The sequence below is a fragment of the Streptomyces sp. NPDC005574 genome (assembly GCF_040605435.1).
Taxonomy (GTDB): domain Bacteria; phylum Actinomycetota; class Actinomycetes; order Streptomycetales; family Streptomycetaceae; genus Streptomyces.
Window position 1 is genome coordinate 1 of record NZ_JBEXCW010000099.1, and the last position, 26,211, is coordinate 26,211.

At 68.9% G+C, this 26,211-nt stretch carries 22 protein-coding genes and 4 pseudogenes; 7 read left to right on the forward strand and 19 right to left on the reverse strand.

All coding sequences use genetic code 11. The features are described from left to right. Positions 1-281: pseudogene (locus ABZT03_RS36135) on the reverse strand (ISAs1 family transposase); the annotation flags it as partial. Between the two features lie 147 nt (positions 282-428). Between ABZT03_RS36135 and ABZT03_RS36140 the strand changes: the two are divergent. Next, positions 429-2,009, forward strand: a complete 1,581-nt coding sequence (locus ABZT03_RS36140) for an ISL3 family transposase (RefSeq protein WP_356047316.1) — start codon at positions 429-431, stop codon at positions 2,007-2,009. A gap of 99 nt (positions 2,010-2,108) precedes the next feature. Here ABZT03_RS36140 and istB (ABZT03_RS36145) read toward each other — a convergent pair whose 3' ends face one another. Together istB (ABZT03_RS36145) and ABZT03_RS36150 are read right to left on the reverse strand one after the other, a co-directional pair. Then, positions 2,109-2,879 (reverse strand): IS21-like element helper ATPase IstB, encoded by a 771-nt coding sequence (gene istB, locus ABZT03_RS36145; RefSeq protein ID WP_356047318.1) that lies wholly within the window; start codon positions 2,877-2,879, stop codon positions 2,109-2,111. Then, positions 2,876-3,559 (reverse strand): integrase core domain protein, encoded by a 684-nt coding sequence (locus ABZT03_RS36150; RefSeq protein ID WP_356047320.1) that lies wholly within the window; start codon positions 3,557-3,559, stop codon positions 2,876-2,878. The genes istB (ABZT03_RS36145) and ABZT03_RS36150 overlap by 4 nt, the downstream gene beginning before the upstream one ends. Here ABZT03_RS36150 and ABZT03_RS36155 point away from each other — a divergent pair. The 3 genes from ABZT03_RS36155 (at position 3,520) to ABZT03_RS36165 (ending at position 5,126) form a co-directional block, all read left to right on the forward strand. After that, positions 3,520-3,867: a DUF5372 family protein gene (locus tag ABZT03_RS36155; RefSeq protein ID WP_356047351.1), complete on the forward strand. Its 348-nt coding sequence runs from the start codon at positions 3,520-3,522 to the stop codon at positions 3,865-3,867. The two genes, ABZT03_RS36150 and ABZT03_RS36155, sit on opposite strands and share 40 nt — an antisense overlap. Positions 3,868-4,041: 174 nt before the next feature. Beyond that, the gene (locus tag ABZT03_RS36160) at positions 4,042-4,533 is read left to right on the forward strand and encodes a helix-turn-helix domain-containing protein (protein WP_356047322.1); all 492 of its coding nucleotides are present in this window, start codon (positions 4,042-4,044) and stop codon (positions 4,531-4,533) included. A gap of 218 nt (positions 4,534-4,751) precedes the next feature. After that, positions 4,752-5,126 carry a hypothetical protein gene (locus ABZT03_RS36165; protein WP_356047353.1) on the forward strand — a complete coding sequence of 125 codons (375 nt, stop codon included), beginning with the start codon at positions 4,752-4,754 and terminating at the stop codon, positions 5,124-5,126. 32 nt (positions 5,127-5,158) lie between these two features. Here ABZT03_RS36165 and istB (ABZT03_RS36170) read toward each other — a convergent pair. Beyond that, positions 5,159-5,776: pseudogene (istB, locus tag ABZT03_RS36170) on the reverse strand (IS21-like element helper ATPase IstB); the annotation flags it as partial. Between the two features lie 598 nt (positions 5,777-6,374). After that, the gene (locus tag ABZT03_RS36175; RefSeq protein ID WP_356047324.1) at positions 6,375-6,740 is read right to left on the reverse strand and encodes a phosphotransferase; all 366 of its coding nucleotides are present in this window, start codon (positions 6,738-6,740) and stop codon (positions 6,375-6,377) included. 69 nt (positions 6,741-6,809) lie between these two features. On the opposite strand from ABZT03_RS36175, the gene ABZT03_RS36180 reads away from it, so the two are divergent. The 3 genes and pseudogenes from ABZT03_RS36180 to ABZT03_RS36190 all read left to right on the forward strand — a co-directional run bounded on the left by ABZT03_RS36180 (position 6,810) and on the right by ABZT03_RS36190 (position 8,515). After that, positions 6,810-6,920 carry a transposase gene (locus ABZT03_RS36180; protein ID WP_356047326.1) on the forward strand — a complete coding sequence of 37 codons (111 nt, stop codon included), beginning with the start codon at positions 6,810-6,812 and terminating at the stop codon, positions 6,918-6,920. Between the two features lie 281 nt (positions 6,921-7,201). Beyond that, positions 7,202-8,214: pseudogene (locus ABZT03_RS36185) on the forward strand (IS30 family transposase). Between the two features lie 64 nt (positions 8,215-8,278). Further along, on the forward strand, positions 8,279-8,515 hold the full coding sequence (locus tag ABZT03_RS36190; protein ID WP_356047355.1) for an IS3 family transposase: 237 nt from the start codon (positions 8,279-8,281) through the stop codon (positions 8,513-8,515). On the opposite strand, the gene ABZT03_RS36195 is transcribed toward ABZT03_RS36190, so the two are convergent. From ABZT03_RS36195 to ABZT03_RS36260, 14 genes and pseudogenes are all read right to left on the reverse strand, one after another. Continuing rightward, the gene (locus tag ABZT03_RS36195; protein WP_356047328.1) at positions 8,449-9,138 is read right to left on the reverse strand and encodes a phosphotransferase; all 690 of its coding nucleotides are present in this window, start codon (positions 9,136-9,138) and stop codon (positions 8,449-8,451) included. The two genes, ABZT03_RS36190 and ABZT03_RS36195, sit on opposite strands and share 67 nt — an antisense overlap. Further along, positions 9,135-10,622 carry an NUDIX domain-containing protein gene (locus ABZT03_RS36200; protein WP_356047330.1) on the reverse strand — a complete coding sequence of 496 codons (1,488 nt, stop codon included), beginning with the start codon at positions 10,620-10,622 and terminating at the stop codon, positions 9,135-9,137. Before ABZT03_RS36200 ends, ABZT03_RS36195 begins: the two co-directional genes overlap by 4 nt. 61 nt (positions 10,623-10,683) lie before the next feature. Further along, the gene (locus ABZT03_RS36205; protein WP_356047332.1) at positions 10,684-11,730 is read right to left on the reverse strand and encodes an NUDIX domain-containing protein; all 1,047 of its coding nucleotides are present in this window, start codon (positions 11,728-11,730) and stop codon (positions 10,684-10,686) included. Between the two features lie 61 nt (positions 11,731-11,791). Further along, positions 11,792-13,732, reverse strand: coding sequence for an ABC transporter ATP-binding protein (locus ABZT03_RS36210; protein WP_356047334.1), 1,941 nt, complete (start codon positions 13,730-13,732; stop codon positions 11,792-11,794). Between the two features lie 210 nt (positions 13,733-13,942). Then, positions 13,943-15,121: a hypothetical protein gene (locus ABZT03_RS36215; protein ID WP_356047335.1), complete on the reverse strand. Its 1,179-nt coding sequence runs from the start codon at positions 15,119-15,121 to the stop codon at positions 13,943-13,945. Between the two features lies 1 nt (position 15,122). Next, positions 15,123-17,213, reverse strand: coding sequence for a methyltransferase, FxLD system (gene fxlM, locus ABZT03_RS36220; protein WP_356047337.1), 2,091 nt, complete (start codon positions 17,211-17,213; stop codon positions 15,123-15,125). Between the two features lie 17 nt (positions 17,214-17,230). After that, positions 17,231-18,490 carry a lanthionine synthetase C family protein gene (locus tag ABZT03_RS36225; RefSeq protein ID WP_356047339.1) on the reverse strand — a complete coding sequence of 420 codons (1,260 nt, stop codon included), beginning with the start codon at positions 18,488-18,490 and terminating at the stop codon, positions 17,231-17,233. After that, on the reverse strand, positions 18,477-21,578 hold the full coding sequence (locus ABZT03_RS36230; RefSeq protein WP_356047341.1) for a lantibiotic dehydratase: 3,102 nt from the start codon (positions 21,576-21,578) through the stop codon (positions 18,477-18,479). The genes ABZT03_RS36225 and ABZT03_RS36230 overlap by 14 nt, the downstream gene beginning before the upstream one ends. 82 nt (positions 21,579-21,660) lie before the next feature. After that, entirely contained in the window at positions 21,661-21,840 is a 180-nt protein-coding gene (locus ABZT03_RS36235; protein WP_356047343.1) for an FxLD family lanthipeptide, read from the reverse strand. A gap of 37 nt (positions 21,841-21,877) precedes the next feature. Beyond that, positions 21,878-22,009 carry an FxLD family lanthipeptide gene (locus tag ABZT03_RS36240; protein WP_356047345.1) on the reverse strand — a complete coding sequence of 44 codons (132 nt, stop codon included), beginning with the start codon at positions 22,007-22,009 and terminating at the stop codon, positions 21,878-21,880. Positions 22,010-22,297: 288 nt separating this feature from the next. Beyond that, entirely contained in the window at positions 22,298-23,662 is a 1,365-nt protein-coding gene (locus ABZT03_RS36245) for a glutamine synthetase family protein (protein ID WP_356047347.1), read from the reverse strand. Beyond that, positions 23,662-24,939 (reverse strand): annotated as a pseudogene (locus ABZT03_RS36250) (amino acid permease); the annotation flags it as partial. The gene ABZT03_RS36245 and the pseudogene ABZT03_RS36250, both read right to left, overlap by 1 nt. A gap of 19 nt (positions 24,940-24,958) precedes the next feature. Next, positions 24,959-25,501, reverse strand: a complete 543-nt coding sequence (locus ABZT03_RS36255; RefSeq protein ID WP_356047349.1) for a transposase — start codon at positions 25,499-25,501, stop codon at positions 24,959-24,961. After that, positions 25,498-26,037, reverse strand: coding sequence for a winged helix-turn-helix domain-containing protein (locus ABZT03_RS36260; protein WP_356047350.1), 540 nt, complete (start codon positions 26,035-26,037; stop codon positions 25,498-25,500). Before ABZT03_RS36260 ends, ABZT03_RS36255 begins: the two co-directional genes overlap by 4 nt. Positions 26,038-26,211 lie beyond the last annotated feature (174 nt).

Below are 26,211 nucleotides of genomic sequence, written 5' to 3' on the forward strand. Positions count from 1 at the left end.
AGCTCGGTGCAGGTGACGTCGAAGACGGTCAGGCTGGTGATCAGGTAGACGTGCTCGATGGTCAGCTTCCCGCTGCTCAAGTCGCGTCGCCACCGTACGACTTGGATCGCCTGGCGGGCGCCGGGGTAGTCGAGGTGGCTGAACGCGGCGACCTTGAGCCGGCGGACCTCGTCGCGGTGGTGGGCGTGGTCGCGAGTGCGGTGCCCGAGCGGGATGTCTCGCCAGGGCAGCTTCCTGACCTGGGTGTACAGGCCGGGATGGTTCTTCTTCACGACGGTCACGTGGTGCGCGTCGCGACTGGTTGTCCGCGTACTGATCTGAGTGGCCCTGGCAAGATTTCCGTGAAGCTGGGGTGTGCCACTGTGCGCCGGTGACGCTCCGTCATAGGACGCGGGATTGTCGGCGAGTGTGATGACCTCGTACGGATCGTGTCTCCGCACCTCGATGCGGTGCGGGTGGAACAGGTGTGGGTGGCGGGCGGCGTGGTCCATATCGCGGCCTGCACCCGGGAGTTGACGGTCGTGTGTCCGGACTGCGGCCGCGGTTCCTCGCGGGCGCACAGTCGCTATAGCCGCACGCTGGCCGATGTCGCTGTCGGCGGCCGCCCGGTCGTTATCGGGCTGTCGGTACGGCGACTGTTCTGTGACGGCCCGGGCTGTGGTCGGCGGACGTTCGTCGAGCAGGTGGAGGAGCTGACGGTGCGCTATCAGCGCCGCAGCCCGCTGCTGCAGCACCTGGTGCAGATGGCCGGGGTGCTGCTCGCCGGCCGCGGCGGCGCCCGGCTTCTGCAGATTCTGAAGGTACCGTTGTCGCGGACGAGCGTGCTGTTCCACTTGATGCGCTTGCCACTTCCGGCGGCAGCGACTCCGCGGGTGCTGGGCGTGGACGACTTCGCGCTGTACGCGGGCGTCTACGGCACCCTGCTGGTGGATGCCGACTCCCGGCTGCCGATCGAGCTGTGGGCAGGGCGCGACGCCGAGCAGCTGGCCGCCTGGCTGCGGACGCATCCCGGTGTTGAGGTCGTCTGCCGGGACGGCTCGCTGGTCTATCGGCAGGGCATCACCGACGGCGCCCCGGACGCGGTGCAGGTCAGCGATCGCTTCCATCTGTGGCAGGGCTTGTCGAAGCGTGTCGGGGACACTGCCGCCGCACACCGCGACTGCCTGCCCGCAGCAGTTCCCGATCCTGAAGCGGCATCGCCGCCACCAAGCCCAACTGCACCATCCGACCAGGCCGACACCCGTGCCCGCCGCCACGCGAAGAACCTCTTCGATGCGGTGCACGCGGTGACCGACACCGGCATCTCCCTTCACGCCGCAGCCCACCGGCTGGGCCTGAACAGGCGAACAGTGGGCAAATACGCGCGAGCCGCCACCTGGCAGGAGTGCGTACGCCGCACGCCCTCCCGCCATCCCACCAGCCTCGATCCGTACCTGGAGTACCTGCGCCAGCGGTGGGAGGAAGGCGAGCACAATGCGACGGTGCTGCACCAGGAGATCGTCGCCAAGGGTTACCGGGGCCACTACCAGCGAGTCAAGATGGCCATCGCGCCACTGCGCCGGGGCCTGCCGATCGACACACCGCGCGAGCGACCGCCCTCGCCCCGGCAAGTCGCCCGCTGGATCACCACCGCGCCATCCCGGCGCGGCCTGCACGCCACCGAGGCACTCAGGCGGCTGCTTGAACACTGCCCGGAACTGGACCAAACCCATGACCTGGTGCGTCAGTTCGCCGCCATGCTCGATTCCCGCGACGCCGCCTTGCTGGCGCACTGGCTTGAGCAACTCGCGACCTCCCGCCTCCCCGCCCTGGTCAGCCTGGCCAACGCCATCCGCGAGGACCAGCCCGCAGTCGTCCAGGGCATCACCACCCCGTTCAACTCCGGCGTCAACGAAGGCCGCATCACCGATCTGAAACTCCAGAAGCGGATCATGGCCGGACGCGCGGGGGTCCCCTTGCTCCGTCACCGCGTCATCCTCATGGCCCTGCTCCGACGCCGCTATGCGTGACGGAGCGTCACCGGCGCACAGTGGCACACCCCAGCTTCACGGAAATCTTGCCAGGGCCATCTGAGTGCTCCGCCAAGTACAGAGTTATGTGCACCAGTGTCAGGCCACTTCGGCCTCGCGCTCGATGGCGGCGAGTCGGTTCTTGAGCCGGTAGCTGGGGCCGTTGATGGAGATGACATCGCAATGGTGGAGGAGCCGGTCGAGGATCGCGGTGGCGAGGACTTCGTCGCCGAAGACCTGGCCCCACTCGCTGAAGGTTTTGTTCGAGGTCAGGATGATGGAGCCCTTCTCGTAGCGCTTGGAGATCACCTGGAAGACCAGGTTGGCCTCGTCCCTCTCCAGCGGCTGATATCCCACCTCGTCGACGACGAGGACGCCCGGCCGCAGGTAGGTGCCGAGTTTGTTGGTCAGGCGTCCCGTCGCTTCGGCGGCTTTGAGGTTGCGGACCATGTCGTCGAGGCTGGTGAAGTAGATCGAGTAGCCGGCCCGGCAGGCAGCGACCGCGAGCGCGACGGCGATATGGGTCTTACCGACCCCGGGCGGTCCCAGCAGGGCGGCGTTCGCCTTGTCCTCGATGAACGAGAGGGTCGCCAGGTCCTTGACCTTGCGGGGGTCGAGTTCGGGCTGGAAGGAGAAGTCGAAGTCGTCCAGCGTTTTGTGGTGTGGCAGCTTCGAGGTCCGCAGACCCTGGCGGAAGCGGCGGTCCTCACGCACGGCGAGCTCTTCGGACAGGACCAGGTCGATGAAGTCGAGATAGCCCATCTTGGCCTCGTCCGCCCGGGCGACGTACTGCCCCAGGGCCTCGGCCAGGTGCGGCAGGCCGAGCCGCCCGGCCGTGGTGCGGATGCGCTTGCCGGTCAGCTCGCTCAACTCAGGTCCTCCGGTGTCGACTTCGCGGTGAAGGGGCGGGTGCCGGTCAGCTCGTCATAGACCGACAAAGGCCGGCGGCCGACCTCGATGCGGGCGGCGGACGTCCGGTTCAGCAGGGCCATCAGCGGCCGGGCCTCATCACCCAGACCATCCCGGCGGCGGGGCTGGAGGGGAACATCGCCCGTGGTCACCCGCCGGTTGTCCCCCTTGGGCAGGCCGTCCCAGTGCCCCTCGTCCTTGATGACGGCGCCGCGGCCCACCGCCCGGGGATGGGCGGCAAGGAGCGTCTGCCCGTGCTGGTCGGGAACCGTGGAGTGCAGCATGACCTGGGACTTCGTGGCCCTAATCTCGACGAGCTGGCGGGGACGGACCTTGCGGGCGGGCACCGAGTAGAGGTTCGCGTCGAAGGCGACCAGGCAGTCCTTGCCGAGGTGCCGCAGATACCGGTCACAGACCACATACGGACTCTGCGGCAGCGGCCGCAGAGCCATGTGGTCACGGACCGCCCGGTGGCCGATGACCTCACCGTGGGTGCCATGAATCTTCGCCCGCCGAATCGGCACCCAGGCGGTGAACGCGGCGTCCATCTCCTCGATGGAGGAAAACGCCCGCCCGGCCAGCACATGGTCACGGACGATCAATACCTGTCGCTCGACCCGGCCCTTGGACCGAACCGTCAAATGCTCTCGATCCGCGTGGTGCGGAGCGACTTGTTACGGTCACGCACCCGTTCCATCCGTGGCACGGCCGGTCGTACGAGTTCGTCGTCCGGCGCAAGAACTGGGGCGAGGACCGCGTGTACTTCCGCGACGAGGCGGGAGAAGTGGTGTCCGCACCGACGGCGTGGACCGATGCGGGCGGCGAGGACCCCTTTGTCGTGCTCGCCGCGGGCCGCAGTCCGTTCCGCACCGAGGACCTCCTGGCCCTGGCCGACCTGATCGATCACCTCGACGGCCGCGGCAGCAGTGCCCAGGAGATCACGCCGTGACTGCCTTGAGGATCACGCCGCAGGCATGGGGGCGTGTCCCGCGCACGGTGATTGAGAAAGCGCACGCCATGCCAACTGGCCTGCACAGATACCTGATCCGGTGCCTCTTTGCGCTCTTGGCTGCCATCGGCCGCGACGCAATTCTTGAGGCAGCAAGCGGGCGAGGGAGACGACATGGCCGACAAGGCGACGAGCGATCCGAAAGAGGATGCCCTGCGGGCGACACGGACGCTGAATTCGCGGCCGGAGGCCGTGGTCGACGCGGTGTTCACCGCTTCCCCGTTCTGCGATCCGCGGGATCTGGTGCAGGTGAAGTACGAGATGGTGCGGCGGGTGCGGGTGGACAAGGTGCCCGCGGCCCGGGCGGTGCGGGAGTTCGGGTTCTCCCGGCAGGTCTACTACGACGCCGTGGCCGCGCTGGACGCCGGTGGTCCGGCCGCGCTGGTGCCGGGCAAGCCGGGGCCGAAGGGGTCGCGCAAGCTCACCGACACGGTCATGGAGTACGTCGAGACGCGGCTGACCGCCGAGCCGTCCCTGCGCTCCAGGGACCTGGCCGCCGCCGTCGCCGAGGAGTACGGCCTGAGCGTCCATCCGCGTTCCATCGAGCGGGCGCTGGCCCGCCGCGCGAGCTCACGTACTCAGGAGTCACCCAAAAGCTGCAGCTGACAGCCCCGCAGGGACGGGATCTGCGCAGTCCGGAGCGATGGCGGCCCGGTATGAGGAACTGCGGACGGCGGTGGCCGACGGCACAGGCGGTGGCTGGTGTCGGCGTACGACCTAAGCTCCCCAGCCGCGTACGGATGAACGTCCCCAGCTATGTCGCGGGAAGCAGCACGGCTGAGATCTTGGTTGAGATCGTCAGTCTGGCCGGAGACACTCGCACGATGAGTCGTAGCGCATCGCCCGGATCGGTCGAACGAGGTTGGGACGGGCCGTGGTATCGGGTTCGCGCGGACGACTTCGAGGCGTCGTTCCTGCCTGGCCCGGACGAGGAGTTGGAGGCGGTGTGCAACGTCGATGTCTTCGTGGACCTCAAAGACGGCTCCCGGTGGAGCGCGACTGTCTTCACGGTCGCCGAGGTCGAACGCTTGATGGAGACCTGGGCAGGAAGCGGCAAGGCTCTCGGAGGCCGTTACTTCTGGGTCTCAGACGGCCTGATCGTCCGGGATCCCGGCATCGACGCCATGACCGATGTGATCGCCGGACTGATCGAGAGCGACGAGTTCTCCACGGTCTTCCAGCGACTCGAAGACGACTGATCGTGCCCCGGCCGCCGAGTCGACGCGGTCTGTCAGGCCACGTCCGTGTCCCGTTCGATGGCCTTGAGCCGGTTTTTTAGCCGGTAGCTGGGTCCGTTGATGGAGATCACGTCGCAGTGGTGGAGGAGGCGGTCGAGGATGGCGGTGGCGAGGACTTCGTCGCCGAACACCTGTCCCCATTCGCTGAAGGTCTTGTTCGAGGTCAGGATGATCGAGCCCTTTTCATACCGCTTTGAGATGACCTGGAAGACCAGGTTCGCTTCTCCGCGTTCGAGGATCTCGTAGCCCACCTCGTCGACAACGAGGACGCCCGGCCGGAGGTAGGTGCCGAGCTTGCTGGCCAGGCGCCCGGCGGCTTCGGCGGCTTTGAGGTTGCGGACCATGTCGTCGAGGCTGGTGAAGTAGACCGAGTAGCCGGCCCGGCAAGCGGCAACGGCGAGAGCGACGGCGATGTGTGTCTTGCCCACCCCCGGCGGGCCCAGGAGAGCCGCGTTGGCCTTGGCCTCGACGAACGAGAGGGTGGCAAGGTCCTTGACCTTGCGCGGGTCGAGGTCGGGCTGGAACGAGAAGTCATACTCGTCGAGCGTCTTGTGGTGCGGCAGCCGGGAGAGTCGCAGTCCCTGGCGGAATCGACGGTCGTCACGGACGGCCGGTCACGCTCGTCCCGGACATACAGGCAGCCGTACACCGTGTGGTGGGGGACGCTCTGCGCGTACTGCGTGGGCGTCATCGGCATGAGGCGGCCCGGCCGTGCAGGGCGGTGGTCGAATGCGAGGGCGAGGACGCCGAGAGCCTCCTTGGCCGATGGGTAGATGCTCCGGAGGTTGGCGAGCAGTTCTCCGGGCGGCCCGGCCGGGTCGATGCGCGCGGGATCCTCCGCGCTGAGCAGATCCTCAAAGGAGGCGTATGGGGTGATCCGCTGCACGATGACGTCGAGTTCCCGGCCGGTGCCGCGGTCGTGGAAGACGACCGTGTCGCCGGCTGCGACGTCGCGCTTTTGTGGGGTGGCCACCCTCACTTCGATCGTCTTGCGGCCAGCTTCCACTTGGCGGTAGTACCGCGGGAGCAGGTGCATGTGGTGCTCCTGCGGTTCATCTCCTGTCGCCGGACTCGGGACGGCTGGGATCGCCTGTTGGGTGTCGTCAGGCACGCGTGCCTCCGATGGATGCGGTGTGGTCCGTTGCGGTCTGTGGCCCGTGGAAGATGAACCGGGGTGGCGCTCCGTGACGGAGTCTGCGGGGTAGCCGGTCACTGGTTGCGTTCCTGGTCTCGCAAGCACGCCAGGGTGCGGTGCCCGCGCTGCCGTGTCTCCGCATCGGCGTGGGCGGCGCCGTACTGAATTCCGGAGAGGGCATCGAGAGTGGAATCGATGACGAAGCGTTCTTCTTCGGCGGGGGTGAGTTCGCGACCGTAGCCGGACATGAAGGCGTCGTGAAGGCCGGGCTGCGCGGCCCAGGCGTCCGAGAAGCGGACCAGGTCGCGGATGGCCGGGCCCGGCTCGCTGCGTTCGAAGTCGATCACCGCGAGGCTGCCGTTCTCGTCCAGCAGCTGAGGCTCCCCCTGCCAGCCGGACAGCTTGATACTGGGACGGATGGTCCCGGAGGAAGCAGTCACAGGTAGTGAGTAGCAAGAGCAACATGAGTAAGCGGTTTACGGCCGAGTTCAAGCGGGGACGCGGTCGCCTTGGCGTTGTCCTCGGAGAAGACGGTCACCGAGGTCGCGAGGGATCTGGGCGTGAGTCCGGAAGGGCTGCGCGGGTGGGTGAAGCAGGCGAAGGTCGACCGCGGTGAGTGACCCGCCGGGGCTTTGACCACTGCGGAGCGTGAGGAGTTGGTCCAGCTGCGGCGGAAGGTTCGCGAGCAGGAGGCCACGATCGAGGTTCTGGGAAAAGCGACCGCCTTCTTCGCTCGGGACAAGATGAGGTAGACACCGTGGCACGGTGTCGTTTCATTGATGCGGAGAAGGCGTCGGAGGGTAATCCTGCAGGTCACAGCGTTGCGTCATGCATACGGATCGCGGCAGCGAGGGCGGATTCAACTGGTCGTCGCAACACCTCGTATGCGTGGAGGTATTGGATGGTGCGTCGTCAGCAGGCAGCAGACCGGGCGCTGCGTCCGAAGCTGAGGTCTCCGGGGCATCCGAAGTATCAGCGTCATGTCGAGGCGGCGTTCTGGACGGAGATCGCCAAGGGGCTTCTGCCTGAGGAGGCCGCCGCCGTCATCGGCGTGGCGCCAGCGGTCGCGACGCTCTGGTACCGCCAGTGTGGCGGCATGCGACCGTTCGATTCGAAGCCGCCCTCGGGCAGGTACCTGTCGTTTTCCGAGCGAGAGGAGATCGCGTTGCTCAGGGCCCAGGGCAAGGGAGTGCGCGAGATCGCTTGAGACGTCGGTCGTAATCCAGGCACCATTTCCCGCCGCTCATCCTGTGCCTTCGGACCGGTCGCGCTCTGCGTGCGCCGCGGGCTCGTTCACGGCGCAAGACCTGGGCGCACGTCACACCCGAAGCGCTGATCAGCGAGAGGCCCGCCGAGGCTGAGGACCGCGCTGTCCCCGGCCACTGGGAGGGAGATTTGATCATCCGGCTGGAGCGTTCCGCAATCGGCACCGTTGTCGAGCGGTCGACCCGATTCACCATGCTGGTTCATCTGCCCCGCGAAGAGGGATACGGCACGATCCCTCGAACGAAGAACGGCCCCGCACTGGCCGGCTACGGAGCGATCTCCATGAAGAAGGCACTCGCCAACACGATGTCGATGCTCCCCGAGCAGCTGACGCGTTCGCTGACTTGGGACCGCGGCAAGGAAATGTCGGCGCACACGCAGTTCAGGGTCGAGACGGGCATTCCCGTGTTCTTCGCCGATCCGCACAGCCCATGGCAGCGAGGCACGAACGAGAACACCAACGGACTCCTGCGCCAGTATTTCCCGAAGGGCACCGACCTCTCGCGTTGGTCAGCTGAAGAAATCGAAGCCATTGCTCACGCGCTGAACACCAGACCCCGCAAGACACTTGGTTGGAGGACCCCGGCCGAGGCGTTCAACGAGCAGCCACTCTTGCTCCAACAAGCCGGTGTTGCAACGACCGGTTGAGTCCAGCGAGTACACGAGTGACGAATTCCGCAGCGAAATAGGCAAGTTGCGCATGAGGCAGTCGATGGGGCGCGTCGGCTCTTGTTACGATAATGCCGCCGCGGAAAGCTGGTTCGCCATCCTGAAAGCGGAGATCGGGACGACCGTGTGGGAGACCCGCGAGGCCGCCCGGGCCGACGTTTTCCGCTACGTCGAGGTCGAGTACAACCGCAGCCGGCTCCGTCGGCACCCCGACTACGGGTACGTCACCCCGCTCGGAACGAGATCCTTGCTCAGGCAGAGCCTCGTCCCGGCAGCGTAAACACCCGCTGTCCAGTTCGCGGGGGGAACTTCAAGCAGATTGCGCAGCTGGAAGTCCCCGTGCGTCGGCACGCGGTCCAGGGGCGGAACGCCTTCGGCGCGCGCCACGATGCTGCGGATGAATTCTTCATCCCCCGGATTCAGGTAAGGGCGTGCCGCTTTCAGGTGCCGCTCGACCTTCGCAAGCGCGGGCACTCCTTCGGCCGTGGGGAACGGCGTTGCCGCGCTGCGGTGAACGGCCGCGGCCAAGGCGCCGATCTGGTGGAAGAGGTGTCGTCGCTGCTCGAGCGGAGGCACGAGACCGTGCAGAGGACGGCCGGGCACCGCGGTGATGACGACGGCGCACAACGCGTTGTCTGCGGTCACGAGGGTGGGGGCGGCGGCTGCGAGGCGCGGGGCCCAGCTGCGGTACGCGTCCACCTCGCGTTCGTAGAAACGCAAGTTCTGGTGGATCTTGACGTACCAGGTGGTCCCGCCCTCTGCTCCGCGGGCCCGCCATACCCGGCTGCTCTCGCGGGCCCATGAGGTGTCCGTCCAGGTGGCGATGCGCCCCACCGCTTGCTCGGCGAGCTGCCGCACTTCCTCGGGCGGGAGGTCCGGGTGCGTGGACGCGGCCGTGCTCATACCCATCCCGTTTCGGAGTAGAGGCGGCCGGCGCGGATGCCCTCGATAGCAACCCGGGTGCAAGGGACGAGGTTGTCGGGGAGCGCGGCCGGGTCCCAGAAGTTCCACTGGGTGCACTTGTCCGGCTCGCGCAGTTCCGGCTGGCCGGTCCAGGTCCGCGCCCGGAAGAACAGACCCATGCGGGGCCGGTCCCCGGCCCGGTCGATGTGGTGGACGACGTGGACGAGTTCGACGTCCTGTCGCTGGATCTGCAGGCCGGCCTCCTCCCGGGCCTCCCTGATCAGGCAGGTGATGGCGCTCTCCTGCTCGCAGTGGCCGGCCAGGACGTGCCAGGTGGAGGGCGCGAACGCGGAGTCGGGGTGGCGCAGCCCGAGCAGCACCGTTGCGTCGGGCCGCTCCAGGTAGAGGTGGACGCCGATGACGTTGAGGACGGTGCCGTGTGGGGAGGCTGGTCGGCGTTCTTCGTTCGGTGAGGCCCCGCGCTGCGGGGCGGTGCGGGATGTGCCGGCCGGATGGCTGGCGGCGTGGCGCCGTACGAGGTCGCTGGTGGTGGGTGCGATGCGCAGGCGGTGGAGGTCGTCGAGGGCGAACCAGGCCAGCATCACCCCTTCTGTCAGGGGGAGTTCGCGAGGATCGCCGTTCCAGCGGCCGGTGTAGATGGCGATGGGCACGCTCGCGCCGTCGTCGTCGGTTGCTTCCTCGATGCCGAACGGGGTCAGGTCGGCGATGTGGAGGCCGGCTTCCTCGTCCAGTTCGCGTCGCACGGTGTGTTCCAGGGTGGTGTCCTGGGGCTCTCGGCCGCCGCCCAGCAGTGACCACATGCCCGGCTCCCAGATCTGGCCGGGGAAGTAGTCGCGCAGGTGGAGCAGGTATTCGCCGCGGTCGTTGTAGATGAGGGCGGAGGCGTTGGCGGTCTCCGGTTCGGGCGGGGTGAGCTTGAGCAGCTTCTCGCGCAGGGAGGGGGAGGTCACCGCATCCACGGGCCGCCACTCGATGGCGGCGACTTCTTCTTCCTGCAGCACCACCGGCACTTCTGTCGCGGCGTGCAGGCGGAAGAGGAAGCGGAGGTCGAAGTGCTGGTGGCTGGGTTCGCCCTTGCCCGGGTGGGCGTCGATGTCGTGGATGTCGATGTCGAACGGCACGGTCTCGTAGCCGGGCCACGGTGCCACGGCCTGGGGTGGGATCCCGGTCTCCTCGTGCAGCTCCCGAAGGGCCGCCTTTGCCAGGGACGCGTCTTCGGGCTCGGTGTGTCCGCCGGGGGCGAGTACTTTCCCGCTCGCCAGGTGCAGCACATGCAGGACGTGGCCGAGGGGGTCGACGACGATGGCACCGCAGGTGACGTGTCCGGAGAAGGTGGAGCGGCTGGCGATGTCGGTGGGCCGGTCGAGGGCTTTCAGGAGGCCGTCGAGCTGTGGACGCTCGTGAGGGTGGCGGGCGAGGTAGGTCTCGACGGTGGTGCGGATGTGGTCGTGCGACAGCGGCATGTGTGTACCTCAGAGGGCGCGGAGCGGGACGAGTCGAGGCCGGGTGGTCGTTTGTGTCAGCTCAGCCGCATCCCCTCCGCGGGGACTTCCTCGATCGCGTCGCAGGAAGCGGTGGGCAGGCCCCAGCGTTCCCGAGCTGTCTCTGCGGCGAGCAGGGCTTGCCGCGCTCCTGACGGGCCCCATCCCAGTAGGGCGGCTGCTTGGGCTGGGGTGGTGAGCAGGCGTGCGAAGGGGTGGCCGGTGACGGGTCGACGGTCGCCGGCCCGATGTCGGTGACCCGGGCGGCCAAGCCGAGCCGAGCGTTGGGTCCCACTCTGCCGTAGACCTCGCCGGTCTCGTCCAGCACCCAGCCCAGTCGCACAGGATCGGTGAGGGTGAGCTGGGCTTCCTCGGCGGCTTCGCGGTGGAGGGTCGACCCGGCCGTCGGGGACGAAGCACCACGCCCAGGCTTGCTGCACGGGGAGCCGCTCGGGGACGGGGCCGCGATCGAGAGGGCTGTCCCACAGGGGCTCCGGTAGCTGACGTGGACGTCATGGCGATCAAGCGGGATGTCGAGGATGTGTCGGCCGTCGGCGAGGTGGGCGGTGGCGGTGTTTCCGAGCCGGGCACGGTAGGCGGCGAGCATGATCTGCCCGTCCACGGGGCGCAGCCGCTCTACCGCATCCCGGGTCTCCAGGAAGGCGAACTCGGACAGCTCGTCGCGCGGCAGGCGGATCGCCTCCACCTGGTCGGGGGTGAGGGTTCCGCCGTCGAACACGTACCGGATCTCTCCGGGACAGGACGCACCGGGCTGGATGTCGGGGTGGCGCGGCGAGAGGGAGTGGACGGCGAGCACGCCCGACAGGGGCAGGTAGGCCAGGCCCAGTTCCTCGGTGATCTCGCGCCGGCAGGTGACGTGCGGTTGTTCGCCGGGTTCGACGACTCCTCCGGGCAGCAGCCACCGGTCGTCCTGGTGGTGGGTGGGATGCACCAGTGGGACGCGGCCGACCTGGTCGGTGACGATCGCGGCAGCGCCGACCCATACCGCGTGCCGGGACGATGCATACGGCGCTGCAGCCAGGGCGGCATGCCGTGCGACGTGATCCGACGGGGAGACGGGAGAGGTCACGTGGCTCTGCCTTTCAGGACGGCGGGCGGGCGTGTATACGGCGCGGACCGGGGATTGGTGATCAGGCGGTGCCGCCGCTCATCCGGCGCTGCAGCTCCCACAAGGACTGGAAGAGACCTGGCTCCTGGGTGAGCTGGGCGTAGGTGCCTTCCTGGACGATCCGGCCCTCGTCCAGGACCACGATCCGGTCGGCGACGGCCACGTTGGTGAGCCGGTGCGTGATCAGCAAAATGGCGCGGTCCTTGGCCAGTTCGCGCAGGCCGGCGAAGATGCGGTGCTCAGCACGGGCGTCGAGGGCGGCCGTGGGCTCATCCATCACCAGGAGCGCCGCCTGCCGATGGAAGGCGCGGGTAAGGACCAGACGCTGCCACTGCCCGCCGGAGAGCTGCTGTCCGCCGAACCACTCGCTGGTCAGGAGGGTACTCAGGCCGGAGCGCAGGCCCGGCAGCATCTCCGCGGCGCCGGACGCCTCGCACGCGGCGAGCAAGGCCGCGTCGCTGGTGTCGCCCTGCCCGAACGTGATGTTGTCGCGCATCGTCAGCGGCAGGTACGTGAACTTCTGCGGCACCAGCGCGACGTGCTCCCACGCCCCCCACGGGTCCAGGTCCGCCGTGGAGGCGTGGTCCCAGGCCACGTCGCCTTCGGTGGGCAGGAGCAGTCCGCACAGCAGGCGGGAGAGAGTTGTCTTGCCGGAGCCGTTCTCCCCGACCAGCGCCACGATCTCGCCGCGCCGCACGTGGAAGCAGACGCCGCTCAGGCTGTCCTTGGGGGCGCCGTCGTAGCGGTAGGTGACGTCACGGGCCTCGAAGCGCTCCGGGGCCGCGGGCAGGGGCGCGGTGCCGCGGGAGTCGGCCATGGCCTGCCCGTGGGCGTTGTCGAGGAAGTTCTGCCAGTCCTGTACGTACCAGCCGGTGCGCACCACGCGGGCTCCGCCGTTGATGATGCCGCGCACGGAACCGGTGGCCGTCTGTAGGGCGAAGACAGCGCCGCCGCCGGCCGCCAGGCTCACGCGGCCGGAGGCCAGGAGCCACAGCAGCGCCGCCCACACGGCGGCCGAGGCGATTCCGCCTGAGATGGCTCCGGCCAGTCCCATCCGGGCGCCGGTGTTCGCGGCCTTGCGTTCGGCCGCGTTGACCGAGGCGGCCAGCTTTCGGTACCGGCCGATGAGGAAGGGGCCGGCGAGGCAGGCGCGCATCTCCTCGCTGGACTCCATGTGGGCCATATGCCAGCGCAGTTTGCCCAACATCCGGCGCCGCCCGGAGGTCTCCAGCCCAGCGAGGTAAATCACCCGCGCGGACCGGACGTAGGCGGCGGCCTGCGGCAGACACGCGAGGAAGAGAAAGGGAAGGAGCAGCGGGTGCAGGACGGTCAAGACGGCTGCGCCGGCCGTGAGCGTCGCGGTTGCCGCGAGGACGTCCTGGGCCTCTTCCACGAGGTCGGGGGTTACTTGGGCTCCGCGGTCGGCGATGTCGTAGGCGTCGTTGTAGCCGGGCTTGTTGTTGGCGGCAAGTTCCGCGCCGAGTGCGGCTTCGATCATCGTCAGTTCCGCTGCCCGGCCCAGAACGGGTCGCAGACGGCCGGTCAGCCAGACGACGGTGATGCCCAACAGCGCACGCAGACCGGTGGCGGCCGCGATGACGGCCAGCTGCGGGGCGGCATCCCACAGCCGCCCGGTGATGTCGCCCGAGGAGATCAGCGCGGTGATCGTGCCCGTGACGGCCAGGAGGCCAAGGGCCGCGAGGACGCCCGTCCCGATCTGGCACACCAGCAGTCCGATGGTCGCGCCGCGGTCCACCCGCCAGGCCATCTGCACCGAGCGCCGGACGAGCGAGGGAAGGCGCCGCGCCATGGTGCGGGACGTCAGTAGGGAGCCGGCCTGGAGCCGCGACTTGTCGCGGTAGAGGTATTCCTCCTCTCGAACACCGGTCTGCTGCGGTTCGGCGTCCTGCGAGGTGCCCTTCGGTGGTTGCGGCGGCTGATCCTGCGTGATGGCCGAGGTCATCGTTCCCCCTGGGACGGTCGCTGTAGCGGAGTCGTGAGGTCTAACGACCCGGCTGCGATATCGAACACACCTCATTCGGTCGTGCCGGAGAGCCCCCTATTTCCTGAGTGAGGGAACCTCGCGGACGCGGATCCCTGGTCTGGCTTGGACCGGCTACGGCCCGGAAATGGCCGAAACGCCGACGCCGCGAGCAGCAAGCCGTAGGCCGCCTCACCTCAACCTGTTGGGATCAGATGCCGGCCGAGGTTGACCAGCGACATCAGCGGCATGACGGCGACTGATCTGCTCAGTTGGATTGGCTCGGCCGGTGAAGTGGCGTTCCCAAACTTTGACGGAGACCGACGTAGCGTCCCGCAGGGCCAGCTCCAGGGGTGCAGGGATATGCCCTATGCCGAGGCCGGCCGAGGCGACGGCGGCCGACAACGCACGGTGCTCGTCAAGGGTCATCTCTTTGCGGCAGAGGGGATGAGCGAGGACGTCACGCGCGACGTACCCGTCCCCGGACGCGGCCGCCTCACGGGTGAGGCGGCGCGACGCTTCGGCCTGACGGGTATCTGGGGAGAGGTCGAGCACAGTCAGTCCGACGCGAGTGCGGAAGACGGCAAGCTCGGGATCCGTGTCGAGGGCCAGATAGCGCTTCACTACATTCTCGGCCGGGCCGACCGGGTCCTCGCCGGCTGTGGCGAGGCAGAGCGCGGCGAGGCACGCAGCGACCGCGTGCTCCCAGTCCTCCACCAGGGTGCTCTTGTTCAGGAACTCCAGTGCCTCGCCGGGGTGCCCGGCGAGGCAGCGGACGAGCACTTCCACCTGACGCCCGTCGAAGAGGCGCTGGCCCACGCCGCGGTGCTGCTCGCTGTGGGCCCGTGCGCGGTCCCACAGGTCGGCGGCGACGAGGGCACGGGTTCCATCGCCGAGGAGTACGGCCCACAGCCACTGGCACACCGTCTGATGGTCGGCCGCCGATTCTGTGAGGCGCTGGAAGGACAGGGTGCGGCCGTCGATGGCCGCTTCCGTCTTTGATCTCACCGCTCGGTTCAAGGAGTCAAGCAGCCGGTATGCGCCGCGCCCGTCGCCGTCGCGGATGCGCAGACGGGCCAGGTTGACCAGGGGCTCCAGGGCGTACCGGGCCTCCTGCCCGCTCAGGGGCTGAGCGCGCAGGAGGACCTCGGCGTGACGCCAGCACAGAACGCGCGCCAAGTCCGGCATGCCGCAGTCGCTCGCGATCAGGGCCGCCTTGTTCAAGGCGACGGTCGCGGAGTTCACCGTGCCTTCGCGCTCAGCGGCGGCTGCGAGGGCGCTGATCGCGAGGACCCGATCGGCGAGGGGCGGGCAGGCCGGACGTGGACGGGCAACAAGCGGAAACCGCTGCGCTATCTGGCCGACGTCCATGTCACTGCCATCCGATGACGATGCGGTTCAGCACGTTGTCGAACGCGAAGCGGCCGGGCTTGGGTGCGAGCGGGGCCGCGTCGAGCTGTTGGATCTCGAATGCGACGTCGAGCCCCCGGAAGTCACGGTCCCAGGTGCGGATCTGATCCGCGACGTCTCCGGCGAGCGCCTCATGGTCGGGGCCATGGCCGATGACGCCGAACTCGTACAAGGTGGCGCTGTCGGGGGCCTTCTTCGCGTACGGACGCCGCGTGAGGTAGGTGAGCGTGCCGCCCTCGAAGACTGCGGTCGAGGACGGGTAGGGCGCGGTGACCAGCCCCTTCTCGATGGCCTCGCCCCTGGCGGGCATCCTGCTCAGGCCGTTCGGCATGGCGCAGGCGAGCCACAGCTCCAGGTACTCCGCCGACTCCGGACCCCGGAAGTTGACGCCCGTCCACACCTCGGCGCGCGGCTGGCGGAAGATGTCACGCAGGGCATCCGGGTCGACCTTCTGGTCTCCGTTGGTGACGAGGGTGACGGTGTTGTCGGGGTCCAGGGGAACGAAGACGCGCGGGTCGTCGGCGATGCCCTGGCGCAACGGCATGAACGTGTTCATCTGGCTGCCGACGCTGCGCCAGACTCCGTCCTGGTTCTCGAAGGCGATCGAGCGCGAGACGCTGCCGCGCAGGCGCAATGGGGTGAGGAGCCGTCCGCCGGGGGCGAGCTGTTCGAGCCAGGCGTGGGGCACGGCGTGGGCACCGACGGTTGCTTCGATGCGGTCGTACGGAGCGTCGGGCGCGTGGCCCACTGCTCCGTCTCCCAGGATTACTTCCACGTTGTGGATGTCGGCCGCGGCCAGTCCGGCACGCGCCCCGTCCACGATGTCCTCGTCCACGTCGATCGTGATGACGTGCCCCTTCTCCCCGACGAGGTAGCCGAGGAGACCGGCGTTGAAGCCGGTGCCGGCCCCCAGCTCCAGGATCTTCTGGCCGGGCTCGACGTCGAGCTGCTCCAGCATCATGGCGACGATGTCGGGCTGGGAGGCGCAGCTGATGGAGACGCCGGACGCGTCGAGCTTGGTGTTCACGGGGGCGTTCCCGTACGCCTTCTCCAGGGGGGCGTCCGGGACGAAGAAGTGACGGGGCACGGTCCGCATGGCCTCCTCCACGCGGGGCGTGCGCACACATCCCTCTTCGACCAGATGGTCGATGAGCTGGGTACGCAGGCGGTCGGCTGAACTGGCTTCGATGGTGTGGCTGTTCACCCCGTTGACCGTAGTGCTCGCTGCTCCCTCGGCGGGGGTGGACGCGGCGTTGTCGCTCGTTCCCATGACTACCTCTTTCGCGAGGGTTGACAAGGTGTGCTGGTCCTGTGCGGGGAGGCCCAGACGGTTCCAGTGGAAGATGCCGTGGTGGGCGATCACGGCCCGCAGTCCTCGTTCCAGGTGGCCCTGGCGGTTGAGGTCGGCGAGCTGCTGGCCGAGCCACTCGAACGCGGCTATCCACTCGGCCAGTGGCGCGAGTCGGCCCTCTCTGACGCACGGGCTGTTGGTGCTGACGTCGACCGTCATCAGCCGGTGGACAGCGGTCCTGTGCCGTTGCGGGACGCGGATTTCGTCGCCGGGGCGTTCGGCCGCGATCCTCGCCCAGACGTCGCCCTGCTCATACCAGTCGAGTCCCGCTGCACGCATCGCCACGCTGAGCAGGAGGACCGCCAGCTCGCGGCGCCCGAGCCCGGGGCCGCTCGCGGCCTGTTCACGGGCCACCTGGTCCAGCAGGTGATGGCTGTCGTAGTGGAACAGGGTGTGCGCGATCTCCATCGCGCCCGGGCCGCCGAAGGCCGTCTCTTCCGGCTCGTAGATGCCCCGCGTCCAGGAGGCGAGGATGCCGGCGCCCACCAGCTCGTCCAGGGCAGCGTTCAGGGCCTTCGCGGAGTCTGGGCCCGCGGGGCGGTACCGCAACCGCCACCAGGGGAACTTGCGCAGAAATGACCACTGGGCCAGTTCCTGCTTATGGGCGGTCAGCACCGGGAGCAGATGCTCCACGGCGGTAGCCTCGGCGCTGCTCCAGTCGGTGAACCGGATGAGGCGTTGCGGCCATTCGTCCGCTGCCACGTTCCCTCTTCTCACAGCTAGTTGGTCAGGAAGCAGGTGTCCCACCCGGACGCGGACGGCGGGCCGGTGTGGAAGGAGTGGAGGGCGAGGGCGGTGCCTGCGGCACCTTCGAGGAGCCCGATGTCTCCGCCGCCGGATGGTTCGATCAGCGAGTCCGCCAGCGTGCCGGGCGCGGTGTCGGTGAGCGGCGCCAAGAGCCGGGGCAGGCACTCGGTGAGGCCGGGGGTGATGGCTTCGGCGGCAACGAGTTGCGTGATGTGTGCCAGGCCCGCAAAGCCGTGGCACAGGGAGAAGTCCACGGTCGCGCCCAGCTGGCCGGGGTCCGTCATCGCGCGGAGGAGGGCGGTCTCGGCCAGGCGTTGGCGTGCGGGGTCGTTGAGGGCGAGAGCGGCGAGCTGCTGAGCGCGGGCGAATCCTGCGGTCCCGTAGCACCAGGACGGGCGGGAGGGGCCGGGGCTGGGCGTACCCGATCGGAGCCGCTCGCGGGTGATCCAGTACGGCCACCACGGGCCGGTGGGGCCGTCCTGCTGCCAGTGGTCGAGCCAGGCCAGGATGCGGGTGATCGCGTCGAGGTGGCCGTCGACCGTGACACCGCGGCGCGCTGCGAGGGAGAGCACGGCAAGGGGGCCGCCGATGCCGTGAGCGACACCGTTGTTGGCGTGCCCTTCCAGATAGTCCGGCGAGGTCTTGCCGGAGGGGGCGAGGTGGCTCCACCAGCCGGGCAGGAGTTCACCGTCGTGCTTGACCGGCTCGGTCAGCCGGACCAGGTACGTCAGGATGTCTCGGAGTACGTCGGTGTGGACGTCGCGTTGCAGCAGGAGCGCGCCCATCCCGCTCATGCCCCGGATCGCATCGAATTCGGCCAGCACGGGGGTCTCGCCACGGTCCATGCGCACGTGGGCGCCGGCGAGCCGGTCACGGATCGCCGTCGTGACGTAACTGTCGAGGGTGTTTAGGGCACGGGCGTAGCGTCCGAGGCGGTCGGCCGCGGTGTGCAGGGCGAAGGCGAGCGCGGGCGCCCCGTAGTAGAGGTGGCTGTCCGTGCCCCCGACGGCGGGTTCTGCTGCGGCGCAGGCGAGCCAGTCGTGTGCGCGCTGCCAGGGCCCCTGGTCGGTGCGGGCCCGTTCGATGTGCAGCAGCGCGACACCGACGGCGCCGTGGGCGAGAGACTGCGGCCACCATCCCTGGCGGTGGTGCAGCCCCCGTACGTCCTGGGGCGAGGCAAGGCGTTCTGCCAGGGCGTCGGCGGCGACCCGTGCGCTCTCACGCAGGTCCATGGTGATCTCCTCGGTGAGTCCAGGCCATGGCGGCGGCGTGGGCCAGCCGCACGCACATGCGCTCGTCGTCCTTGTCGATGCCGGCGGCGCGGATGTGGTGGGCGTGCAGCAGCGAGTCGAGAACGAGGTTCGGGTCGATGCCGCCGGCCGCGTTCAGCGACTGCCGGTAGCGGGTCAGGGCCTCGTCGCGCTCGCTCCAGGCAGCAGCGATGGCCGCGCCTCCGGGCGCTGCGCGCAGGGCCGCCCAGTCGTTGTCCGGATTGGCCAGGCGTACCGCTTCACCGAGCACCGTCCGGGCCAAGGGGCGCGGGTCGGTGATCCGGCCGTGGGTGGTCAGCCAGGCCATGCCGCCCGCGGTGCTGCCGGTGAAGGCGGCAGCGAGGGCGACGAAGTTCGCCGCGGTGAGCGACTGATGGTGGGGGCGCTCGTTCTGGCTGAACTGGACGGCCATGGCGCGGGAGTCGGCTGCGAAGACGTCTTCGGCCAGGCTCATCAGCGGCCCCGCGCCCCACCGGCCGGTTTCCGGGTAGGACGTGGCGAACTGCATGTCGGTGAGCAGTCCGGCACGGCGCAGTCCGGCCGCCCAGGCACCCACGCGCTGTGCGGCGAGTGCGAAGTCCTGCGGGCTGGGGACTGCGATGCGCAGGCGCAGGTGCCATCGGGGGTCGCGGTAGCGCATGTACCACCAAGTCGGCGGCTCGTCCCACTGGGAGAGGAGCCCGGGAAGGTGGCGGGCCAGGATCTCGGGCTGTCGTTCGACGTGCCCGTACAGCTTGACCAGTAGCCACGGAGCGGTTCCCGGGAGGTGTCCGTGGTCGCGGGTGAGTAGCTGCCCCTCGGTCACGGGCGGGACGGTCGGCCACTGCGGCGGGCGGGCGGCCGTCATCGGGACGATGATCTCGTGGGCCCGTCCGTCGAACCAGCCGGCGTCGGATTCCGCTTCGGTCAAGGTGGCCGACTCGTTGGTGTCCAAGTGGGCGCGCAGCAGTGCGAGGTGCGCGCTTTCGGAGAGGTCCAGCGGGAGGAGCTGGTCGCCTTCGGTCAGCGCGACGTCGTCCGGCACGCGGCGACGTGTGCGCCACTCGTCGGCGGCTTTGTGCCATTGCTCCCAGGAGGCTCCGCGGTCGGGCAGTTCGGACCGGTCCAGCCGCCACCTGGCCGGGGCGAGGATCGTGCGGCTGTAGCGCACGCGTGGCAGGTACGGCAGGGCGGTGGCGGACGCCCATGGGAAGACGGTGAGGACGGCGGCCTGGGAGCGGCTGATCTCGGTGAGGAAGCGTGCGAGCGGCGGCGTGTGGCCGCGCAGGTCCAGGGCGTGCAGCGTCATGGGGTCCAGCAGGCACGCGCGGGAGAGGGAGACGAGGTAGAGCCTGCGGCGGTCGCAGCCCACGGCGAGGTCATCGAGTGTGATGGTGCGCTCGTCCACCGGACGGTGCTCCGCCAGGCTGATCACGGCCGTCAGAAGTTCGGCAACGCGGGTGACGTTGGCGTCGCCACGGTCGAGCGGAGCGAAGGAGACCTGAACGGGCAGCGAGCCGGGCGCGTTGACCGGCAGCTCCTCCAGCAGGGCTGCGGCGCGGGCCTGGCCTTCTGGTGTGAGCAGCCCCAGGCTTCGGCCGCTCGTCGTGCCGATCCCGCGAGAGGGCGCAATGCCGTGGAGGGTGAAGTCACCTGCTTCAAGGGCGTCTTGAGAAGCGGCGCGAATCTGGAAGCGCAGCTCCGTGTGAGCCGGGAGCTGCGGGGCGTCCTGGTCTGCGGCCGTCAGCGTGCGGATCAGTTCCTCATCAAGGCAAATTTCGTCGCGGCCGTCGAGCACGGCCGCCTGGGCGAGGGAGAGCAACCGCTGCTCACGGGAGGTCAGGGCCTCACGACGTTCGGGTTCCGCGTCTCGGTATCCGACCGGGAACCCGAGGCCGACGTCCGGGTTCACGAGGTCCCGGATTGAGACGAGTGAGTTGATGCCGTACCGCTCGAAGAACCGGTTGTGGAAGTCCCTCCACGCCGGAGTGCCGTAGGGGTACGCGGAAAGCCGTGCCAGCACGGTGGCGGCCTGTTCTGCCTCGCGGGCAACCTCCGGGATCAGAGTGACGGAGCAGTCCATGCGCAGGTCCAGTGTGAGGGGCTGGGCCTTGGCGGAACTCAGGGCCGTCATCTTCTGGCGCAAGGCGGTACGCAGGCGTCGGCCGTCTGCCGGGGCGAGGACCTGGTTGTGCTGGCGGATGGCGTCTCGGACCGATCGCAGGTCGGCCACGAGGCCCGCGGTCGGCGGCGGCACGCTGACGCCCTCTGTCTGCTGGACCAGGTGTTCGAGGGCGTCCAGGGCGGCGGAAGGCGGGTGCAGACTGCTGATGAGCACACCGCGCTCAATCAGGCTGGTCACGAGCCCTTCCACCCGGTGAGCAGGCACGCCAGGGAATTCGGTTTTCACCCGTCCCACGACTCCGTCGAAGGGTGCAGGCGTGGCGGAGGCTTCGACGGCGATCCGTACGGCGGTGGTGTAGCGGAGGGACACCTCGGCGGTAGGACTGTTGTCGGTGCGGCGTGAGCTGGGCGGATAGGGCACGATCAGCCGATCGCCGCGTACATACGCGGTGTTGTTGCCCATCACGTCCAGGTGCCGCAGCAGCTCGGGGCTTGCTTCCAGGCGGGTGATCAGGTCAGCGATCCAGTCACCGTCGGCGCGTACGACGGCGCGGTGCCATTCGCCCCAGGTCCATTCCGGCTGTGCTCCGAAGAAGGCGGGTGCGACACCGGCGAACAGACCGTTGGGGGTCGCTCGGCCCGTCATCCGCAGCACATACCGCATGACGGACACGACAGTGCGGCGTAGCTGACGGGTCTGGGGTCGTGCCACCGAGCACAGGCTGTTGATCTGCTGTGCGAGCAAGGGGCTGGCCTGCTCGATGGTGTCGGCGACCTCGGTCACGGACCAGACGTCGCGCAGCCAGGTATGCCACCGAAGCTGATGGGCTGGCGTGTTGCCAGTGAGGTCCGGCCATGCGGGCAGCGGCAGCGTCGAATAATGGGCGGCGCGCACGAGCGCCATGTCCGCACACCGGTACAGCGTTCCGCCTTTCCTGGAATTCATGCACCCTCCCTGGTCCGTGGTGTCGGGGGTGCCAGCCCGTGCGGCGGAGCCCGCGCGGGCTGGCACTTTGGCCTGCTGGGGATCAGGCCACGTTGGTGGCGCGGGACCCCTTGCAGGTGAGCTTGCAGCCGTCGTCCGTCAGGTTGATCAGCGAGGCGGAGCCGTCGCCGGACGCCAGGGCGCTGATGTCCAGGTCGAAGGCGTCACCTTCCGCCGCGGCGTTTGGGGACTGCACCTGGCCCTTCGGGACGATGGCGTGCATGCCCGTCTCTCCCTTGTCGTCGTGCGGGCGAGGGTGCTCAGGCCACGGCGGTGGCGCACGGGCTGGCGCAGGTGCTGCCACAGCCGTCGTCGGTGAGGTTGATGAGCGTGGCCTGTCCGTCGTCGGACTCCAGGACGCTGATGTCGAGGTCGAACTCGTCGTTCTCCATGTGCTGGTTCCTCCATTGGTGTGCGCGGCTTCCATCGAGCCGCAGGGGTTGCTGCCGCGTGAGCGGCGCCGGCACGGCATGGGCGCTGTGCCGGTGGTCTGGTGTGGCAAAGAGCCGCCGGAGACGCAGCTGCCGGAGCACGTCGAGCCGCGGCCGCCGTGGAGCAGCTGGCTGACGAAGACTTGCAGGACGGCGTTCATGTGCTGGCCTCCGGATGGGGTGTGAGCTCGGGTCCTTGGCCGCCCTCCCTGCCGCCGAGAGGGGAAGTTCACCCGGCGGCAGGGAGTCTCAGCGGAATCCGCGCAGCCGCTCAACATCGGTGACTTGCCGGCGGTGCCAGTCGAGTTCGGCGTGCGCGGCATGGGCGTAGTGGTCGACGACTTCTTTGCCGAGCAGGGTGTGGGCGATGGTGCTGTGTTCGAAGTGCTGGAGGGCTTCTGGCAGGTCGGCGTAGAGGGGTATGGCCCTGCGGTCGGTGTAGGCGTCACCGCCGCAGGCCGGGAGCACCGTCAGCCTTTCCTCGATGCCGTGGGCCATGGCGGCGAGGTAGGCGGCGAGGGTGAGGTAGATGTTGGCGTCGGCGCCGGCGAGGCGTACCTCCAGGCGGGTGTTGTCGCCGTGTCCGGTGAGGCGGATGGCGCAGCCGCGGTGGTCGAGGCCCCAGTTGTAGCGGGTGGGGGCGAACGAGCGTGGCCGGTAGCGTTTGTAGGAGTTGACGGTGGGCGCGTACAGGGGCGCCAGGTGCGGCAGGGCGGAGATCAGCCCGGCGGTGGCCTGCTGGAGCAGGGCCGGCAGGTCCTGCCCGCGCTGATGGGTGAACACCCGCCGGTCGTCGTCGTCGACCAGGGAGAGATGCAGGTGGAGGCCGCTGCCGATCCCGGCCTGGGGGGCTGCCATGAAGACGGGCACCATGCCGCGCCGCCCCGCGATGTCTCGCACGATGTGCCGGAAGACGGTGTAGTCGTCGCAGGCAAACGGCACGTCACCGTAGGCGAAGCTCACCTCCGTCTGGCCTGGCGCTCCTTCCGTCTTGATCGCCTCGTAGACGATGCCCGCGTCGTTCAGCGTTTCGCCCAGGTCGTGGAGGAAGTCGCCGATGGCTGGCGGGTGCTGGAGGGCATAGTCGAGGTTCGCGCTCCACATCGGTGTCCCGCCGGCTGCCTGCTGCGGGTAGAGGACGAATTCGCTCTCCACACCCACCTGCACGCGATAGCCCAGGGCGCCGAGCCGGTCGACCTGCGAGGCCAGAAGATGGCGGGGGGCCACCTGGAGGGGGGTGCCGTTGTCGCTGACGGGTGTGCCGAGTACGAGAGCTGTGCCGGGTCGGTGGGGGAGCATCCGGGCGGTGCCCATCTCGGGCCGGACGAGGAAGTCGCCGAAGCCCCTTTCCCAGCCGGTGAGCGGGAACCCGTCCAGGGGCGTCATGTCGACGTCTGTCCCCAGGATGTAGGCGCACATCTCGGCTCCGCCGGTCATCCGTTCGAGGAAGACGGAGGCGTTGAAGATCTTGCCTTTCAGGCGTCCTTGCATGTCGGGGACGCCTAGCAGAATTTCGGTGATCTTCCCGTCCGCCACATGGTTTTTGAGGTCTTTCACGGTCAGTGGTCCGGACAGCCACGGCTTGTGGGAGAGGAAGGTTGTTGGGGTGATCATCAGATGACGTCCTCGGCGAGACGGTTGTGTGAGGTGGCATTGCCCAGGGCGGGGATGCGGTAGGTGCGGCGGCCCTTGGTGATCCACAGCAGCCAGGCCAGCGTGAGCACGGCGATCAGGGCGACGCCGGCGTAGTTGAACGAGGTCGCGGTGATCGGGGCGACCTGCGGGAGGCAGAAGAGGAGGGTGACGAAGGCGACCCAGATCACGGCCGTCCAGCCGATGGGCTTGCTCCACCGGCCGAGGTTCCACGGTCCGGGCTGGAAGCGGTCCCCGGCCCGCAGCCGCAGGTAGACGGGGATGGCGTAGGCGGGGGTGATGCCGATGACGTTGATGGCGGTGACGGCGGCGTAGGCGGTCGGCGAGTACAGGGAGGGCGCGGCCAGGACGAGCGCCATGGTGACCGACAGCCACACGGCGGCGACCGGGGTTTTGGTGCGGGGGCTGACGCGGCGCCAGAGGGCGGCGAAGGGTATGGCGCCGTCGCGGGAGAAGGCGAACACCATGCGTGAGGCGGCAGCTGTCTCGGCGCTGCCACAGAACAACTGTGCGATTATCACGATGAGCAGGAGGGCTTTGGCGCCGGTGGGGCCGAGGACGTCGAGGAAGATCTGCGCGGGTGGCACACCGGTGGCGCTGGCTTGGGTGCCGGCGTAGTCCTGGATGGCGGAGGTGAGGCCGGCCAGCAGGATGAAGCCGGCGATCCAGGAGACCCAGATCGAGCGGACCATCCCCTTGGGAGCCGATATCTGGGCCTGGGTGGTCTCTTCGGACAGGTGGGAGGAGGCGTCGTAGCCGCAGAAGGTGTACTGCGCGAGCAGCAGTCCGAGCGCGGTCACGTACAGGCCGTGGCTGATGCCGGTGTCGTTGTTGAAGTGCGTGAACACGAACTCGGCGCTGCGGTGCTGGGCTGGTGCGAGGGTGAGGCAGCCGACGATGACGGCGACGCCGGCCAGGTGCCACCAGACGGAGACGGAGTTGAGGACGCGGACCAGGCGGACACCGGCGACGTTCAGCAGGGCGTGCAGCAGCAGGATCGCGGCGAAGATCAGCATCGTCCTCTCCGGCGTGGGTGCGAAGCCCCACTGGAGGTTGGCGAGGGCGCCGACGAAGGTGGCGGCGCCGTAGTCGATGCCCGCGATCGCGCCGAGCAGGCCCAGGAGGTTGAGCCAGCCGGTCACCCAGGCCCAGCGTGGTCCGCCGAGCCGGTTGGCCATGTAGTAGAGGCCGCCGGAGGTGGGGTAGGCGGAGGTGACCTCGGCCAGGGACATGCCGAGGGTTACTGACTTCGGCGTATTAGGGTCCGTCCGGTCTGTCGAGGGCGAGGCCCGTTCCGGCGAGGAATCCGCCGAGGATGCTGTGCCGGTACTGCAGCGCCTTGAGCCGCCTGCGGAGCAGAGTCTCCAACTCGCTGAGGGTGCGGGCGGCCAGGTTGGCCAGGCTCCGCTTGATGTGTGCCCACAGGCCCTCCACCGGGTTGAGGTTGGGCGCATACCCGGGCAGTAGGACCACTGACAGCCAGTCCCGCTCGGCAACGAGTGCCTTCATGGTCTTGGAGATGTGGGTGCTCAGCCGGTCCCACACCACGATCAGCGGGGCCTTCAGCAGGTGGTGGGCGCCGTCGAGCAGGTGGATGTAGTCGCTCTCACCCAGCGAGCGGCGCTCGCCCTTGCGGCCGGTGTGCCGGCGCAGCCGGTAGCACAGACGGGCGGGCAAGCCCGGCCGGAAGCACAGCAGTCCGGCCACCGAGAGCCGTCCCCGGCTGCGGCCGGACACCTTGACCCTCGGAGTGATGCCGCGCCGGCCCCAGGTGCGGCCCTTGGGCGGACGACCGGTCACGCCCGCTTCGTCCTCGAAGCAGAGATACGCGCCGGTCGCCGCCCGGAGGGTTTTACCTCCCGCCAGGTCACCTCCCGCCATGCGGTGATCGCGTCCTCGTCGCGTTCGGCGGCAGGCCGGGCGGGCATCTGCACGCTGTAGCCCATCCGGTGTAGCAGTCGGGTGACGCCGGAGACGCTGTAGGAGAGGTGGAACTTGCGCCCGATCAGCGCGCGTACCCTGGCCGCAGTCCACACCTGGTCGTCCTTCCAGCCGTGCGCGGCCGGCCCCTCGTCGAGCCACATCGCGAGCTTGGCCTGCAGGTGGGGGCCGAGCCGGCAGTCGTAGCCGGAGGGGCCTTTGGAACGCAGCGCTGCGCGTCCGCCCGTCCTCCAGGTGCGGCGCCACTGGTAGACCGACTTCTCACTCACCCGTAACTCCCGGGCGATGCACGGGACTTCCACGCATTCCTCGAAGAGGTCAACGGCCCGCATCCGCACCTCTTCCCGGCGCCTGCGCTGCTGGGCGGTCAGCCCGCCCCCGTCCGGATACCGCATGCCTCCGGCGTACCAGCCCAAACGGACCGCGTCACCGGTCCCGACACAGATCCAGACCCCGAAACGCCGAAGTCAGTAACGGTAGTTCGTTAAATCCGGTGGCGGTGTGGGTTGACGGTAGGCCGGGTTGGTCGTAGGCCGGTGGTAGGAGTCAACTTCACTGCTGGGGGCTGA

Excerpts from the sequence above, each read along its gene's own strand:
- ABZT03_RS36160 (WP_356047322.1), top strand. The coding sequence starts at position 4,042 with ATGGCCGACAAGGCGACGAGCGATCCGAAAGAGGATGCCCTGCGGGCG.
- ABZT03_RS36165 (WP_356047353.1), top strand. The coding sequence starts at position 4,752 with ATGAGTCGTAGCGCATCGCCCGGATCGGTCGAACGAGGTTGGGACGGG.
- ABZT03_RS36190 (WP_356047355.1), top strand. The coding sequence starts at position 8,279 with ATGGGGCGCGTCGGCTCTTGTTACGATAATGCCGCCGCGGAAAGCTGG.
- ABZT03_RS36195 (WP_356047328.1), bottom strand. The coding sequence starts at position 9,138 with ATGAGCACGGCCGCGTCCACGCACCCGGACCTCCCGCCCGAGGAAGTG.
- ABZT03_RS36200 (WP_356047330.1), bottom strand. The coding sequence starts at position 10,622 with ATGCCGCTGTCGCACGACCACATCCGCACCACCGTCGAGACCTACCTC.
- ABZT03_RS36210 (WP_356047334.1), bottom strand. The coding sequence starts at position 13,732 with ATGACCTCGGCCATCACGCAGGATCAGCCGCCGCAACCACCGAAGGGC.
- ABZT03_RS36215 (WP_356047335.1), bottom strand. The coding sequence starts at position 15,121 with ATGGACGTCGGCCAGATAGCGCAGCGGTTTCCGCTTGTTGCCCGTCCA.
- ABZT03_RS36225 (WP_356047339.1), bottom strand. The coding sequence starts at position 18,490 with ATGGACCTGCGTGAGAGCGCACGGGTCGCCGCCGACGCCCTGGCAGAA.
- ABZT03_RS36230 (WP_356047341.1), bottom strand. The coding sequence starts at position 21,578 with ATGAATTCCAGGAAAGGCGGAACGCTGTACCGGTGTGCGGACATGGCG.
- ABZT03_RS36235 (WP_356047343.1), bottom strand. The coding sequence starts at position 21,840 with ATGCACGCCATCGTCCCGAAGGGCCAGGTGCAGTCCCCAAACGCCGCG.
- ABZT03_RS36240 (WP_356047345.1), bottom strand. The coding sequence starts at position 22,009 with ATGGAGAACGACGAGTTCGACCTCGACATCAGCGTCCTGGAGTCCGAC.
- ABZT03_RS36245 (WP_356047347.1), bottom strand. The coding sequence starts at position 23,662 with ATGATCACCCCAACAACCTTCCTCTCCCACAAGCCGTGGCTGTCCGGA.
- ABZT03_RS36260 (WP_356047350.1), bottom strand. The coding sequence starts at position 26,037 with ATGCGGTATCCGGACGGGGGCGGGCTGACCGCCCAGCAGCGCAGGCGC.